General features: G+C 65.5%; 12 protein-coding genes and 2 pseudogenes. 6 read left to right on the top strand and 8 right to left on the bottom strand.

Going from position 1 to position 13,824, the window contains the following annotated elements; all coding sequences use genetic code 11:
* Positions 1–75 precede the first annotated feature (75 nt).
* Both ALC15_RS39960 and ALC15_RS39955 read right to left on the bottom strand, forming a co-directional pair.
* Positions 76–1,301 (bottom strand): annotated as a pseudogene (locus ALC15_RS39960) (ABC transporter substrate-binding protein).
* 279 nt (positions 1,302–1,580) lie between these two features.
* Complete coding sequence (locus ALC15_RS39955; protein ID WP_050632007.1) at positions 1,581–2,507, bottom strand: methyltransferase domain-containing protein; 927 nt, start codon at positions 2,505–2,507, stop codon at positions 1,581–1,583.
* A gap of 143 nt (positions 2,508–2,650) precedes the next feature.
* Here ALC15_RS39955 and ALC15_RS39950 point away from each other — a divergent pair, with 143 nt between their 5' ends.
* The 5 genes from ALC15_RS39950 (at position 2,651) to ALC15_RS39930 (ending at position 8,003) form a co-directional block, all read left to right on the top strand.
* A complete protein-coding gene (locus ALC15_RS39950; RefSeq protein ID WP_050632009.1) occupies positions 2,651–3,730 on the top strand; it encodes a ligase-associated DNA damage response exonuclease in 1,080 nt (359 codons plus the stop codon).
* The gene (locus ALC15_RS39945; protein WP_050632006.1) at positions 3,727–5,379 is read left to right on the top strand and encodes a cisplatin damage response ATP-dependent DNA ligase; all 1,653 of its coding nucleotides are present in this window, start codon (positions 3,727–3,729) and stop codon (positions 5,377–5,379) included. Before ALC15_RS39950 ends, ALC15_RS39945 begins: the two co-directional genes overlap by 4 nt.
* 97 nt (positions 5,380–5,476) lie before the next feature.
* Positions 5,477–5,782: a DUF6460 domain-containing protein gene (locus ALC15_RS39940; RefSeq protein WP_050632008.1), complete on the top strand. Its 306-nt coding sequence runs from the start codon at positions 5,477–5,479 to the stop codon at positions 5,780–5,782.
* A 22-nt stretch (positions 5,783–5,804) separates the two neighbouring features.
* Positions 5,805–6,539 (top strand): MBL fold metallo-hydrolase, encoded by a 735-nt coding sequence (locus tag ALC15_RS39935; protein WP_050632005.1) that lies wholly within the window; start codon positions 5,805–5,807, stop codon positions 6,537–6,539.
* Positions 6,540–6,659: 120 nt separating this feature from the next.
* The gene (locus tag ALC15_RS39930) at positions 6,660–8,003 is read left to right on the top strand and encodes an MATE family efflux transporter (protein WP_050632004.1); all 1,344 of its coding nucleotides are present in this window, start codon (positions 6,660–6,662) and stop codon (positions 8,001–8,003) included.
* On the opposite strand, the gene ALC15_RS39925 is transcribed toward ALC15_RS39930, so the two are convergent.
* Positions 7,975–9,072 carry a quinone-dependent dihydroorotate dehydrogenase gene (locus tag ALC15_RS39925; protein WP_050632003.1) on the bottom strand — a complete coding sequence of 366 codons (1,098 nt, stop codon included), beginning with the start codon at positions 9,070–9,072 and terminating at the stop codon, positions 7,975–7,977. The genes ALC15_RS39930 and ALC15_RS39925 overlap by 29 nt on opposite strands.
* Positions 9,069–9,413 carry a DUF952 domain-containing protein gene (locus ALC15_RS39920; RefSeq protein ID WP_162240556.1) on the bottom strand — a complete coding sequence of 115 codons (345 nt, stop codon included), beginning with the start codon at positions 9,411–9,413 and terminating at the stop codon, positions 9,069–9,071. Before ALC15_RS39920 ends, ALC15_RS39925 begins: the two co-directional genes overlap by 4 nt.
* Positions 9,414–9,613: 200 nt before the next feature.
* On the opposite strand from ALC15_RS39920, the gene ALC15_RS39915 reads away from it, so the two are divergent.
* On the top strand, positions 9,614–10,267 hold the full coding sequence (locus tag ALC15_RS39915) for a S24 family peptidase (protein WP_050632001.1): 654 nt from the start codon (positions 9,614–9,616) through the stop codon (positions 10,265–10,267).
* Between the two features lie 181 nt (positions 10,268–10,448).
* Here ALC15_RS39915 and ALC15_RS47415 read toward each other — a convergent pair whose 3' ends face one another.
* From ALC15_RS47415 to ALC15_RS39900, 4 genes and pseudogenes are all read right to left on the bottom strand, one after another.
* Positions 10,449–10,712 (bottom strand): class II aldolase/adducin family protein, encoded by a 264-nt coding sequence (locus tag ALC15_RS47415; RefSeq protein ID WP_283806341.1) that lies wholly within the window; start codon positions 10,710–10,712, stop codon positions 10,449–10,451.
* Between the two features lie 23 nt (positions 10,713–10,735).
* On the bottom strand, positions 10,736–11,233 hold the full coding sequence (locus ALC15_RS47410; RefSeq protein ID WP_283806340.1) for a class II aldolase/adducin family protein: 498 nt from the start codon (positions 11,231–11,233) through the stop codon (positions 10,736–10,738).
* 311 nt (positions 11,234–11,544) lie between these two features.
* A pseudogene (locus ALC15_RS39905) lies at positions 11,545–13,184 on the bottom strand (lysine--tRNA ligase).
* Positions 13,185–13,366: 182 nt separating this feature from the next.
* On the bottom strand, positions 13,367–13,824 hold a 458-nt coding region (locus ALC15_RS39900), incomplete at its 5' end, for a type 2 periplasmic-binding domain-containing protein (protein WP_128089741.1).

The raw sequence follows: 13,824 nt of genomic DNA, 5'->3' as shown, positions 1-13,824 counted from the left end.
ACACCGCCTGGCGGAGAGAGCCCCTCACCCCAACCCTCTCCCCGTAAGAACGGGGAGAGGGAGAAGAAAGACGCCCTACTCCGTCATCGGCTCGCCGGAGAGGTCCCAATCCTTGCCGTTGAAGATCGAGACGTAGAGCGTCTTCATCGGTGTGTAGTCGTCGGGCGTGTAGCTGTAATTGATGCCGTCGAGGAAATAGGGCGAGTGGAAACCGGCCAGCGTGGTGGCGTGCTTCAGCACGTTGGCGCGGGTCAGGTCATCGCCGCAGCGGCGCAGGATTTCGCCCATCGTCACCGCCTGGCCGTAGCCGGCGAAAGCGATGGTGTTGTCGGGATCGATGTTCGGCAGGTACTTCTTGCGCAGCTCCTCGAACGCGACCACGTCGGCGTCCTTCTCGTAGCGCGGCACGCCGACTTCCTTGTTGTAGCGGATCGCGACGATGTCCTTGGCGTTCTCCAGCCCCGCGGCGCTCAGGATCGAGCGGCCGGTCGAGCCCGCCGACAACAGCTGCAGCGGCTTCCAGCCGAGCTCGGCGACCTTGCGGATCGACTGCGACGTCGCCTTGCCTGTCGTGATGTTGTAGAACACGTCGCGCCCGACTTCGAGAGATTGATCAGCTGAGAATCGACCGTCGGATCGGTGAGATCATAGGTCTGCTCCATGATCACCTGTGCCTTGCCGCCGGCATCGGCCAGCACCTTCTTGAACGGCCCCAGGAAGTCGCGGCCGAAATCGTCGTTCTGGTAGAGGATGCCGATCTTGGCATTCGGCTTCACGCTGACGACGTGCTTGGCGAGGATACGCGCTTCAGTCGGATAGAGCGGCAGGCCCGCCATGGTCCATTTGAAGTTCTTCGGGTCGTTCCACTTGGAGGCGCCGGTGTTGAGCAGCAACTGCGGCACGCCCTTGGAATTGAGATATTTATGCACGGAGGTCTGCGGCGCGGTGCCGAGCGAACCATACAGCGCCAGCACCTCCTCCTGCTCGACCAGGCGGCGCGTCGCCTCGACGCATTTCGGCGCGCTGTAGGCGTCGTCCATGGTGAGGAATTTCACCTTGCGGCCATTGATGCCGCCCTTGTCGTTCAGCATCTGGAAATAGGCTTCGCCGACGCGGCCGAGCACGCCATAGAGCGAGCCGGGGCCGGAATGCGGCACGGTCTGGCCGAGCTTGATCTCGGTGTCGCTCGCGCCCGGATCGTACTTCTTGTCGGCGGCCCGGACGAACGGCGCGGGCAGCACGGACGCTGCGATAACGGATAATGCGGTGGCGCCGAATTCGCGCCGAGTATGTTTTTTCATTGTGTCTCTCCCTGAGGCGCAAAGCTCTCGCATTCCGCCTTGCGCCGGGCAAGCGCGAAGTCACGGCTGTGTGGCGCAATGCCGCGTCACGGCAAATGCGTAGCGTGTAGACTCAAGTTGGGGAGCGATGCGCGCACTTTCTCCCTTCTCCGGGAGAAGGTGGCGCGGACAACGTCCGCGCCGGATCAGGGTCTGCGTCCGCGGATAGAGACCCCTCACCCGGCTTCGATGCTGCAGCATCGAAGCCACCCTCTCCCACAAGGGCAGAGGGCAAGAACGTCACGGCTTGATCGCCACCGCGACCAGCCCGGGTGCCGGGATGTTGTCTTCATTGCGCGCCGAGAGACCGTCGAGCAGGACCAGCGTCAGCCCCGCGGCGGCCACCGACGCACGCACGTAAGCCGCACTGTGGGCGTAGCGCAGCCCCTCGCCGAGGAGGACGCCCTCCCCGTCATGGGTCTCGGTCGTAAACGCGACCACACCGCCCGGCACCAACACACGCACGACCTCGGCGAGCACAGGCGCGAGGTCGGCGACATAGACCATCGCATCCGCGGCGAGGATCAATTCGGCGCTGGCGTCGGGCTTGCGCGAAATGCCCGTCAGCATGTCGTCGACCTCGAGCTCGGCGTAAAATCCCGTGGCGCGCGCCTTGTCGATCATGCGCGGCGACAAATCGATGCCGATGAATCGATCGACGTGCTGCGCGAACGCGCCGGCCGCGAGCCCGGTGCCGCAGCCGAGATCGATCGCGCGCTTGAAGAAGGCCGGCTTCTTCGCCGACGCGCGTACCGACAGCACCGCCTTGAACAGCAGCGCCGGACCACGATAGCCGAGATCGCCGACCAGCGCCGCCTCGAAACGCGGCGCATATTGATCGAACAGCGTCTGGACATAGCCCGGCGGCATCGAACCGACGGCCTCGACGCCGAGCTGCATCAAATGCAGGCCGGCGCCGTGGCGGTCGTCGGGATCGGCGTCGCGCGCGGCGCGGAACGCTGCGATCGCGGCCTCGCGCTGCCCGAGCTCGAGGCGGATCTTGCCCAGCGTGTACCAGGCCGACGGGAATTTCGGCACCAGCTCGATCGCCTGTTCGAGCAGCTCGGCGGCAGCCGGCAGATCGCCCTTCAATTGCAGGTCGCGCGCGAACTCGTAACGGCGGTCGGCAACGAGGTCGCCGGAGGACAGAAACAGGCGCGGGGCCATTCGCTTAAGGAACCAATCTTGTCTTAAGGATCTTGGCCGGGTCCGGCCATCCGGAAAGCACGGACTTTTTCCGGAGATGGATGCGCCGGTCAAGCCCGCGCATGGCGATTAGATATCGCGGAATTGATGCCTATATGTCCGGCATGCGCCCGCAAGACATCCTGATGCCCGTCCCGGCCGGGCTTTGCTGCAAGCCCGGCGGCTTCCACATCGATCCAGTCAGGCCGGTCGAGCGGGCCCTGATCACGCACGGCCATTCCGACCATGCACGCCCCGGCCACGGCGCGGTTCTCGCGACCCAGGAAACGCTCGACATGATGCGGCTGCGCTATGGCGAGAATTTCGCCGGCTCGGTGCAGGCGGTCGCCTATGGCGAGGAGATCAGGCTCGGCGACGTCACGGTGACGTTTCACCCCGCCGGGCACGTGCTCGGTTCCGCCCAGATCTCCGTCACCTGCAAGAGCAGGCGCATCGTCGCCTCCGGCGATTACAAGGATGCGCGCGACCCGACCTGCGCACCATTCGAGCTGGTGCCCTGCGACGTCTTCATCACGGAGGCGACCTTTGGTCTGCCGGTGTTCCGCCATGGCGATGCCGCGGGTGAAGTGAACAAGCTGCTGGCATCGGTGAAGCTGTTTCCGGAGCGAGCGCACCTGGTCGGCGCCTATTCGCTCGGCAAGGCGCAGCGCGTAATCGCGCTGCTGCGCGAGGCCGGCTACGACGCGCCGATCTATCTGCATGGCGCGATGGAGAAGATCACCTATTACTACCAGGAGCGCGGCATTCCGCTCGGCGAGCTCAGGCCGGCGCGCGGCATGAAGAAGGCCGAGCTTGCCGGCACCATCACGCTGGCGCCGCCGAGCGCGACATCGGATGTCTGGACCCGGCGATTTCCCGATCCGGTCACCGCCTTCGCGTCAGGCTGGATGCGCGTGCGCGCCCGGGCGCGGCAGGGCGGCGTCGAGCTGCCGCTGGTGATCTCGGATCATGCCGATTGGGACGGGCTGACGGCGACGATCGCCGCGACCGGCGCCGGCGAGATCTGGGTCACGCACGGCCAGGAAGACGCGCTGGTGCATTGGTGCAAAAGCAAGGGCCTCGCCGCGCGGCCGCTCGATCTGGTCGGCTATGGCGACGAGGATGAAGGCGAGACCGCGGCAGTCACCGGCGAAGCCCAACCCGATGGCGAGGCACAGCCCGTCGGCGAGACCAGGAAGCCATGAACCGTTTTGCCGAACTGCTCGACCGGCTCGCCTACGAACCCGGCCGCAACAACAAGATCACGCTGCTGGTCGGCTATTTCCGCGAGACCGAGGATCTCGACCGCGGCTACGCGCTGGCGGCGCTGACCGGCGCATTGTCGTTCAAGCACGCCAAGCCGGGCTTGATCCGCGATCTGATCACCGAACGCGCCGACCCCGTGCTGTTCGGCTATTCCTATGACTACGTCGGCGATCTCTCGGAAACCGTTGCGCTGATGTGGCCGAAGGCTGAATTGCCGGGCCATAACAACCCGCCTCCCCCCAGCCTGACCGATGTCGTCACCACGTTGCGCACGCTCGGCAAGGCGGAGCTGCCGGCGCAGCTGGCGCGCTGGTTGGACGAGCTCGACGAGACCGGACGCTGGGCGCTTCTGAAACTCGTCACCGGCGCGATGCGGATCGGGATCTCGGCGCGGCTGGCGAAGACCGCCGCGGCCGCGCTCGGCGATAAGGACCCGCACGAGATCGAGCTGATGTGGCCCGGGCTGTCACCGCCATATCTCGACCTGTTCGCCTGGCTCGAAGGCCGTGGCGACAAGCCGGTCAACAGCGATCCGACGCCGTTCCGACCGGTGATGCTGGCGCATGCGATCGAGGATAGCGACTTCGCCAATCTCGACGCCGCCGATTTCAGCGCGGAATGGAAGTGGGACGGCATCCGCGTGCAGGCCGTCGCCGGCCGCGACGCGCACGGTCACGTCCAGACGCGGCTCTATTCGCGTACCGGCGAGGACATCACCGGCAGCTTCCCCGACCTCGTGCCGTCGCTGCATCTGCCCGGCGCGATCGACGGCGAATTGCTGGTGCTGCGCGACGGCCGCGTGCAGACCTTCAACGTGCTGCAGCAGCGGCTGAACCGCAAAGTCGTCTCGCCGAAGCTGATCAAGGAATTCCCGATCCACCTGCGCGCCTACGACCTGCTCGGCGACGACGAGAACGATCTGCGCGAGCTGCCGTTCACTGAACGGCGCGCGCATCTCGAAGCCTTCGTCGCCAAGCTCGGCGATCCGCGCATCGACCTGTCGCCGACCGTCCCGTTCGCGAGCTGGCAAGAACTCGCCGCCGCACGCGCCGATCCCAAGAGCGCCGGCGCCGGCGACGATGCCGACGCGGTCGAAGGCGTGATGCTGAAGCGGCGCGACGCGCCCTATCTGCCGGGGCGGCCGAAGGGCCCGTGGTGGAAATGGAAGCGCGATCCGCACATCATCGACGCGGTGCTGATGTATGCCCAGCGCGGCCACGGCAAGCGTTCGTCCTATTATTCCGACTACACGTTCGGGGTCTGGACCCGCGGCGATGCCGGCGACGAGCTGGTGCCGGTCGGCAAGGCCTATTTCGGCTTCACCGACGAGGAGCTGCTGCAGATCGACCGCTTCGTCCGCCGCAACACCACCGAGAAGTTCGGCCCGGTGCGGCATGTCGTGCATGAGCCGGACCAGGGGCTCGTGCTGGAGGTCGCGTTCGAAGGCTTGCAGCGCTCGCCACGGCACAAATCCGGCGTCGCGATGCGCTTTCCCCGCATCAGCCGGCTGCGCTGGGACAAGCCGCCGCGCGAAGCCGACCGGCTGGAGACACTTGAACGGATGTTAATCTCCATGACAGGAAGTTAAACCGGCAAGCCGCATGGCAGCCATTGATCGCGCTCCACGAGTTTCCCATGTGCTCCGCCGTGACCTATAATGCGGGCGATTCCGCCAGGAGATCATGATGCCAGACAACATCCGAGACTTGCCGGCCGGCCACAGTGACGGCCTGTACCGCTTTCTCGGCGGCTCGCCGCTGTCGGTGGCATTCCGGCTGATCCTGCTATCGATCCTGGTCGGCGTCGTGCTCGCCGCGATCGGCCTCGACCCGTGGAACATCCTCTACAGCATCCGCCGGCTGTTCCAGAGCATCTGGGATTTCGGCTTCGACGCGATCAACTGGGCCTGGCGCTATTTCCTGCTCGGCGCCGTGATCGTGATCCCGATCTGGCTGTTGTCGCGGCTGTTCGGCGCGCCGCGCGGCCGGTGATCCAACGGAAAGCCCGCAGCCGATGCAATTGCAATTTGTCGGCTGCGGCGATGCATTCGGCTCCGGCGGCCGGTTCAACACCTGCTTCCATGTCACCGGCGCGAGCGCCAATTTCCTGATCGACTGCGGCGCGTCCTCACTCCCGGCGCTGAAGCGGCTCGAGATCGATCGCAACGCGATCGACCTGATCCTGATCACGCATTTCCACGGCGATCACTTTGCCGGGCTGCCGTTCTTCCTGCTCGATGCGCAGTTCTCCCGCCGCACCCGGCCGCTGGTGATCGCGGGTCCTGAAGGCATCGAAACGAAACTGCCTGCGGTGATGGAGGTGATGTTTGAACACTCCTCCAGGACCAAGCAGCGCTTCGATTTGTCCGTCGTCACGCTCGCCCCGCAGGAACGATGCAGCTTCGGCGAGGTGACGGTGACGCCGTATCCTGTCGTGCACGGCGAATCCGGCGGACCGTTCCTCGCCTATCGCATCGAGGCGGAAGGCCGCACCGTCTGCTATAGCGCCGACACCGAGTGGACCGACGCGCTGATTCCGGCTGCGCAAGATGCCGATCTTTTCATCGCCGAAGCCTACACCTACGACAAGATGGTCAAGAACCATCTCAGCCTGAAGGCGCTCGAAGCGCATTTGCCCGCGATCAACGCCAAGCGTGTGGTCCTGACGCATATGAGCGACGACATGCTCGGCCGCGTCGAGGACCTGCCGTATGTGGCAGCGAGCGACGGCATGGTCGTGGCGTTCTGACGATACAATTGCTTCGTAAGTGGCCCAGCCCCCACGCCACCGCATTGCTCTGAGGACATTTCCAGCATGGCCGCGCAACGGATGACGCGATAGAAGCGTACATTCCTCACAATTGTAGCCATGCACGCCCCCGTTCACCAGAAGATCACCACCCGCCAGGTGTTCGCCATCGCCGGCCCCGCGATGGTCGCCAACCTGACGACGCCGCTGATCGGCATCGTCTCGACCACCGCGATCGGCCGCCTCGACGATGCGGCGCTGCTCGGCGGCGTGGCGATGGCCTCGGTGATCTTCGACTGCCTGTTCTGGCTGTTCGCCTTCCTGCGCATGAGCACGCTGGCCTTCACCGCGCAGGCACAAGGCGCCGGCGAGCCGCAGGAATATGCCGCGATCCTGGTGCGCGGTTTCATCGTCGCCGGCCTGATCGGGGCGGCGCTGATCGCGCTGCAGGTGCCGCTGGCCGCAATCACGTTCCAGCTGATGGGCGGCAGCGAAGGCGTCACGCGCGCGGCGAAAACCTATTTCATGATCCGGATCTGGTCGGCGCCGCTGGCGCTCGCCAACTACGTCATCCTGGGCTGGCTGGTCGGCCAGGCACGCGCCAATCTGGCGCTGGCGCTGCAGATCGTGATCAACATCATCAACATGATCGCGACCGTGCTGCTGGTGCAGGCCTATGGCGCCGGCATTGCCGGTGCCGCGATCGCCGCCGTGCTCGCCGAGACCGCCGGTTTCGTCGTCGGCATCGTCGTGGCGTGGCGGATCTCGCAAGGCGGCTTCGCCGTTCCCGCGGCCACGCTGTTCGATCGCGCCAAGCTGATGCGCATGCTCGCCGTCAACCGCGACATCATGGTCCGCACCGCGGCGCTGATCGCCGTGTTCCTGTTCTTCACCGCCAAGGGCGCGCGCGAGGGCGACGTCACGCTGGCAGCGAATTCGGTGCTGAACAACTTCCTCTTGGTGAGCGCCTTCTTCCTCGACGGCCTCGCCAACGCGGCCCAGCAGCTGTGCGGCCGCGCATACGGCGCGCGCGACGGACGCGGCTTCGCCGATTCGACCCGACTGGTGCTGCTGTGGGGCGTCGGCTTTGCGCTCGTGGTCTCGGTGCTGTTCGCGCTGTTCGGACCGGCGCTGATCAATCTGATGACGACCAGCGACGACGTGCGCCGCTATGCGCGCGACTTCCTGCTGTTCGTGATCCTGGCGCCGCTGCCCGGCGTGTTCGCCTTCGGCTTCGACGGCATCTATGTCGGCGCGACCTGGGCGCGCGAGATGCGCAATCTGATGCTGGCCTCGCTCGCGATCTTCCTCGCCACCTGGTGGGTGCTGAGCGGATACGGCAACACCGGCCTGTGGATTGCGCTGCTCGGCTTCTACGTCGCGCGCGGCGGCCTGCAAGGCCTGCGCTATCCGGCGATGCTGCGGAAGACGTTCGCTACCGCACCGGCCAATCCTCGGCCGTGATCGTCGCGGCATCGGCGCCGACGATTTCCGACAACGAGTCGCGCCCCGTCCGCAGCAGGGTCGAGGACAGATCGCGCTTGATGTCCTCGACCAGGCCGATGCCCTTGTAGACCAGCGAGGAATACAGCTGGATCAGGCTGGCCCCGGCACGGATCTTGGTCAGCGCGGCACCGCCGCTATCGATGCCGCCGACGCCGATCAGCGGAAACGCGCCTTCGACGCGAACATAGGTCTCGGCCACCATCCGCGTCGAGAGGCGGAACAGCGGGCGGCCCGACAGGCCGCCCTGTTCCTTGGCCCGGTTCTCCTCGCGCAAGGTCGACGGCCGCGCCAGCGTGGTGTTGGCGACGATCATGCCGTCGACGCGCCGCGAGCGCGCGATGTGCACGACGTCGTCGAGCTCGGTGAGGCTCAGATCCGGCGCGATCTTCAGCAGCACCGGCGCATCGCCGGCGTTCTTGCGCACGCGCTCGCGGGTATCGATCACCCGCGCCAGCAGATCATCGAGCGCCGCCGATTGCTGCAGATTGCGCAGGCCCGGCGTATTCGGCGAGGAGACGTTGACGGTGAAATAGCTCGCGACCGGGGCGAAGGTCTCGATCAGCTTCACATAGTCGGCAGTGCGGTCCTCCGAATCCTTGTTGGCCCCGACATTGACCCCGACGATGCCGCCACCGCCGGCGCGCGCGGCGAGCCGCCGCAGCACGGCTTCCGCGCCGTCATTGTTGAAGCCCATGCGGTTGATGACGGCCTCGTCGCGCTCCAGCCGAAACAGCCGCGGTCGCGGATTGCCGGCCTGCGGCTTCGGCGTCACCGAGCCGATCTCGACAAAGCCGAACCCGAGCCGCAGCAGCGCGTCGGGCACCTCGGCGCTCTTGTCGAAGCCCGCCGCCATGCCGATCGGGTTTGGAAAGTTCAGCCCGAAGGCACGCACCGCGAGCTTGGGATCATCCGGCCGCAGCCGGATCGGCGGCAGCAGCTTCAGGCCCTGGATCGCCATGCGATGGGCGTCCTCGGGATCGAACCAGCGCAGCAGCGGCAGCGAGAAGGCGTCGAAGGCACGGATCACGGCTTCAGCTCCGGAACGTCGTGGCCGCCGTCGGAGCGCGCGCGCAGGTTGAGGATTTCGACGACCGCGCCGAGATCGAGTTCGCCGTAGAGATGCGGAAACAGCTCGTCATTGCGCGACCGCTCCCAGCGCAGGGCGTCGCCCAGTGCTTCAGCATCGACCGCAACCAGGAACAGGCCGGTTTGCCCGTGGTAGTGCTTACGCGCGGTCTCGGCCACCTGGGAGGCGGTGGAAAAATGGATGAAGCCGTCGCGATTGTCGTCCGGACTGCCCCGGTAGACGCCCTGCCGCTCGGCCTCGCGCCAGGCCGAAGCGGGGGTGATTTTATAGATCATGGGCACGGCCCGGCCTTCCCTTTTGTCCTTGAGTCTCTTGGGGTTTTATCCGGATTTGAGGGGAAATGCCCCAGACGCCAACTGGCGAGCGAGGGACCGTATCGGCGGCGGCGGCGCAACTCAAGCGGCGCCGGGACACACCGCACGGCGGATTTGCGAAAACGCCGGGTTTCAGGTAATAATTCCTACCATCCGGGGTATCCTCGATGGCCAAACAGCCCAAAGCCGCCCGCCCGCTGACTCACGCGCAGGTCTGGGCCGCGCTCGACCGGCTCGCCGAACGCGCCGGCCTGTCGCCGTCCGGCCTTGCCAAGCAGTCAGGTCTCGATCCCACCACCTTCAACAAGTCCAAGCGCGTCACCGGCGACGGGCGCGAGCGCTGGCCGTCGACCGAATCGCTCTCCAAAGCGCTGGCCGCGAGCAATGCCAGCATGGAGACCTTCGTGCAGTTGCTCGGCGACGGTCCGCGCGGCGGCCAGTCGGTGCCGTTGCTCGGCTTCGCACAGGCCGGCGTCGGCGGCTATTTCGACGACTCAGGCTTTCCCGCCGGCAAGGGCTGGGACGAAGTCGCGCTGCCTACAACCACCGACGAGCACGCCTACGCGCTGGAAATCGAAGGTGACGCGATGAAGCCGACCTATCGCGAAGGCGACATCATCGTGGTGTCGCCGGCGACCGCGATCCGCCGCGGCGACCGCGTCGTGGTGCGCACCACCGGCGGCGAGGTGATGGTGAAGGAACTGAAGCGCCGCACCGGCAAGGTGCTGGAGCTCGCCTCGCTCAATCCGGAGCATCCCGACCGCATGCTCGATGCCGAGGAAGTCGCGTGGATCGCGCGCGTGGTGTGGGCGAGCCAGTAGCTGGCCATCGCAAGCCGCCACAACAACGGTGTCGTCCCGGGCAAGCGAAGCGCGACCCGGGACCCATAACCACCGATGATTGTTGCTGCACCTCGCTGGGACCACAGCGCGCTTCAACAACCCGATCCTGTGGTTATGGGTCCCGGCTTTCGCCGGGACGACGGCGGAGTTTGACGCGAACTTACGTCGCGTAGTCCGGCTCCTTGCGGTCCAGCATCCGCTTCAGCGCATCGAAGTGCCGCTGTGCCGGGCTCGGGCCGTTGTAGAGGTGATCGTCGCGGAAATCGCGCTTGGTCTTCTCCACCACATGCTGCGGCAATTGCTTGAGCGGCTGCTGGGTCCACATCGCGTAGATCTGAACCTGCGCGGCGCGCTCGATGTAATAGAGCCGGTCATAGGCTTCGGCGACGGTCGCGCCGACGGTCGAGATGCCGTGATTGGCCATGAACAAAATGGTCTTGTTGCCGATTACCTTGGCGAGCCGCGCGCTTCCTCGGGATCGAGCGCGGGGCCGGTGTAGAGATCGTCATAGGCGATCGCCTCCGACAGTCCGACCTCGGTCTGGCCGATCTCCTTGATGCGCGGATCCTCGAGCCGCGTCAGCGCGCTCGCATAGGGCATATGCGTGTGGAACACCGCCTTGGCCTGCGGCAGCGCCTTGTGGATCGGCGCATGGATGCAATAGCAGGAACGCTCGACCTCGCCCTCGCCGCGCTTCACCTCGGCATCGTCGATGCCAACCTCCATGAAGGACGACGCGGTGACCTCCGACCAGTGCATGCCGAACGGGATCTGGTAGTAGCGGTCGCTGCGGCCGGGCACCACGAAGGTGAGATGGTTGAAGATGCCTTCGGAAAAGCCGTGGATGTAAGCGAGCCGATGCGCCGCCGCGAGATCGACCCGCGCCTGCCATTCCTCGGCGCTCGAACTGTCCTGCAGCGATGTCGGCGAAACCCTGAACTGCATGCGCATGCTCCCATCTGTGCCGGCCGCTCGACGGCGGCCGTGCTGATTTTGTGGAGCGAGTGTAGCGCAGTCCGGCAGCGGCCCGGCTGAAATTGCAGCAGGACAGCCATCCGGTTTTTGCGGCCTCGGCGCAATCACGACCAAGGCAAGTAAGCCGCTGCAGGCGCCTCAACTTCCGCCGTCGTCCCGGCCTTGAGCCGGGACCCATAACCACTGATCATCGTATGTCGCGGCGCTGGTGCCACAGCTTGCCTTAACGACGGCGGCCTGTGGTTATGGGTCCCTGCTTTCGCAGGGACGACAGCGGCAAACTACGACGACCGCGCGAGCGCGCCGTCGATCATGTTGACCGCGTTCTGCACGCCGTAGACCGCGACGAAGGAGCCGAAGCGCGGGCCCTTCTCCTGGCCGAGCAGCACCTGGTAGAGCATGTTGAACCAGTCGAGCGAGACGCCGGGACGGCCGTCCTTACCCTTCTTGACCATGTCGAGGAACGGCTCGCGGCGGCCGATTTCGTAGACCACGTTCTGGATGTCTTCCGCGGTCGCATCCGCCGGCATGTTGGCGAGCGCATCGCGCAGGTCTTGCAATGCGGCGCGTTCGCCGTCGGTCGGCTCGCGGAACTGCTTGGTCGGCGCCACGAAGTCGCGATAGTAGTTGATGGCGTAGCGACCATCGCGTCCAGCTTCGGATGGGTCTGCGGCGTCACGCCCGGACGATAGCGGCCGATGAAGCCCCACAGCGTCTCGGCATTCTCCGCGTTCGACGATGACACCAGCGTCAGCAGCAGCTGGAAGGTGACGGGCATGTCGGCCTGCGGCGGCTCGCCGGAATGGATGTGCCAGACCGGATTTTGCAGCTGCTGCCGCGCTTCCTGCCGGGTGAAGCCGTCGAGGAACTGCTGGTAGTCGTCGACATTGCGCGGGATGACGTCGAAATAGAGCCGCTTCGCCGCCTTGGGCTCGCGGTACATGAACAACGACAGCGACTCCGGCGAGGCGTAGCGCAGCCACTCGTCGATAGTCAGCCCGTTGCCCTTCGACTTCGAGATCTTCTGGCCCTTCTCGTCGAGGAACAACTCGTAGTTGAAGCCTTCCGGCGGCGTGCCGCCGAGCGCCGCGCAGATCTTGGCCGACAGCTTCACCGAATCGATCAGGTCCTTGCCGGCCATTTCATAGTCGACGCCGAGCGCGTACCAGCGCATCGCCCAGTCCGGCTTCCATTGCAGCTTGCAGCGGCCGCCGGTCACCGGAACCGTGACGGTCTCCTTGGTGTCGGGATCTTCATAGGAGATCGTGCCGGCCTTGGCGTCATGCGCGGTCACCGGCACGTAGAGCACGAGGCCGGTGCGCGGGCAGATCGGCAGGAACGGCGAGTAGCTCGCGGCGCGCTCCTCGCGCAGCGAGGGCAGCATGATCGCCATCACCTTCTCGATCCGCTCCAGCATGCGCAGCAGTGCGGCGTCGAACCGGCCCGAGGTGTAATATTCGGTCGAGCTCGCAAACTCGTAGTCGAAGCCGAACTGATCGAGGAAGGCGCGCAGCCGCGCGTTGTTGTGCTGGCCGAAGCTCGGATGGGTACCGAACGGATCGGGGACCTTGGTCAACGGCTTGCCGAGATGCTGTTGCAGCAGCTCCTTGTTCGGCACGTTGTCCGGCACCTTGCGCAGACCATCCATGTCGTCGGAGAAGGCGAGCAGCCGCGTCTTGATCTTGTCCTCGGTGAGCACGCGGAAGGCGTGGCGCACCATCGTGGTGCGCGCGACCTCGCCGAAGGTGCCGATATGCGGCAGGCCCGAGGGGCCGTAGCCGGTCTCGAACAGCACCTCGTCCTTGGGATTTTTCTTCAGCCGCGCCACAATCGCTTTCGCCTGCTCGAACGGCCAGGCGTTGGATTGTTCGGCGAGCGCCCGCAGGTCGCTCGGGCTGGCGGCAGGATCAATCACGGACATTCTTCAGGCTTTCTCCAAAAAGGCCGCGAAAACTAACGCTTTCGCGGCAAAATGCAAAGTTTCGGGCCAACTCTCCCCAAATCGTCATTGCGAGGAGCAAAGCGACGAAGCAATCCATCTATCCTCGCGGTGAGGCATGGATTGCTTCGCTTCGCTCGCAATGACGCGGATCGTGCAGGGCGTCAGAACGGGCTGATCGAGAAATAGCGCAGCCACAGATCGGTGAAGCGGCCTTTTTCCCAGATCCGGAACAGCGCCCAGTTCAGCGACTGCCGCAGCAGGTCGTTGCCCTTGCGCACGGCGATGCCAACGCCCTCGCCGAAATAGCGGCTCTCGACGAAGGGGCCGCCCGAAAACGCGCAGCATTCGGCGGAATCGGTGCCGTTGATCCAGAACGCCAGCGAGATCGCATCGCCGAAGATGAAGTCGACCTCGCCGCGGCGCAGTGCCGCGCGCAGCGTGTCGTTATCCGGATAGGAATGGATCTCGGCGTCGGTGAACATCGCCTTGAGATAGGCCTCGTGCGAGGTGCCACCGATGACGCCGACCTTTTTGCCCTCGAGATATTCGGGGCGGATTTCCGGCATCACGTTGTCGCGGCGCGACACGAAGCGCGCCGGCGCGCGGTAATAGGGATCGG

This window comes from Bradyrhizobium viridifuturi (assembly GCF_001238275.1).
Classification (GTDB): Bacteria; Pseudomonadota; Alphaproteobacteria; order Rhizobiales; family Xanthobacteraceae; genus Bradyrhizobium; species Bradyrhizobium viridifuturi.
Note: the sequence above shows the minus strand (reverse complement) of the source record. Positions and strands in the feature narration are given on the sequence as shown.

What these genes read in the sequence shown, in the direction of transcription:
- ALC15_RS39940 (WP_050632008.1), top strand. Translation starts at nt 5,477, where the DNA reads ATGCCAGACAACATCCGAGACTTGCCGGCCGGCCACAGTGACGGCCTG.
- ALC15_RS39935 (WP_050632005.1), top strand. Translation starts at nt 5,805, where the DNA reads ATGCAATTGCAATTTGTCGGCTGCGGCGATGCATTCGGCTCCGGCGGC.
- ALC15_RS39945 (WP_050632006.1), top strand. Translation starts at nt 3,727, where the DNA reads ATGAACCGTTTTGCCGAACTGCTCGACCGGCTCGCCTACGAACCCGGC.
- ALC15_RS39950 (WP_050632009.1), top strand. Translation starts at nt 2,651, where the DNA reads ATGCGCCCGCAAGACATCCTGATGCCCGTCCCGGCCGGGCTTTGCTGC.
- ALC15_RS39955 (WP_050632007.1), bottom strand. Translation starts at nt 2,507, where the DNA reads ATGGCCCCGCGCCTGTTTCTGTCCTCCGGCGACCTCGTTGCCGACCGC.
- ALC15_RS47410 (WP_283806340.1), bottom strand. Translation starts at nt 11,233, where the DNA reads ATGCAGTTCAGGGTTTCGCCGACATCGCTGCAGGACAGTTCGAGCGCC.
- ALC15_RS39930 (WP_050632004.1), top strand. Translation starts at nt 6,660, where the DNA reads ATGCACGCCCCCGTTCACCAGAAGATCACCACCCGCCAGGTGTTCGCC.
- ALC15_RS39915 (WP_050632001.1), top strand. Translation starts at nt 9,614, where the DNA reads ATGGCCAAACAGCCCAAAGCCGCCCGCCCGCTGACTCACGCGCAGGTC.
- ALC15_RS47415 (WP_283806341.1), bottom strand. Translation starts at nt 10,712, where the DNA reads ATGGCCAATCACGGCATCTCGACCGTCGGCGCGACCGTCGCCGAAGCC.